Origin of the sequence: Vibrio sp. HI00D65, from assembly GCF_001635455.1 — a bacterium.
In the GTDB taxonomy this organism is placed as follows: Bacteria; Pseudomonadota; Gammaproteobacteria; order Enterobacterales; family Vibrionaceae; genus Vibrio.
On record NZ_LWEH01000503.1, the window covers coordinates 1 to 298 of the forward strand.

At 43.3% G+C, this 298-nt stretch carries 1 protein-coding gene; it reads right to left on the reverse strand.

What is annotated here, in order from left to right:
• Positions 1-122: 122 nt before the first annotated feature.
• Positions 123-298 (reverse strand): anaerobic ribonucleoside-triphosphate reductase (gene nrdD, locus A3712_RS27155; protein ID WP_157618865.1); only part of this gene is annotated, 176 nt, incomplete at its 5' end.

Sequence of the window (298 nt, forward strand, 5' to 3'; positions counted from 1 at the left end):
GGGTTACTTAAAGAGTAACGAGTAGTGAAACCAATGAATTGGTATCGACATTGAGCCGATACCAATCTTGTATCGTGAAACGTAGATCTTCTAAGTAAGCTAGCTTACACTCTTAAAGCTCACTAAAGGTGCTTCACGCGACGTTTAACTTCTTCTTGCTTACCGAAGTTAAATGGTCGAGCATCTGGGCTACCAAGGTAACCGCAAACACGGCGTGTTACTGATACTTTAGTTGAGTCATGGTTGCCACACTTAGGACAGGTAAAGCCCTTACTCGTACAATCGAACTCTCCGTTGT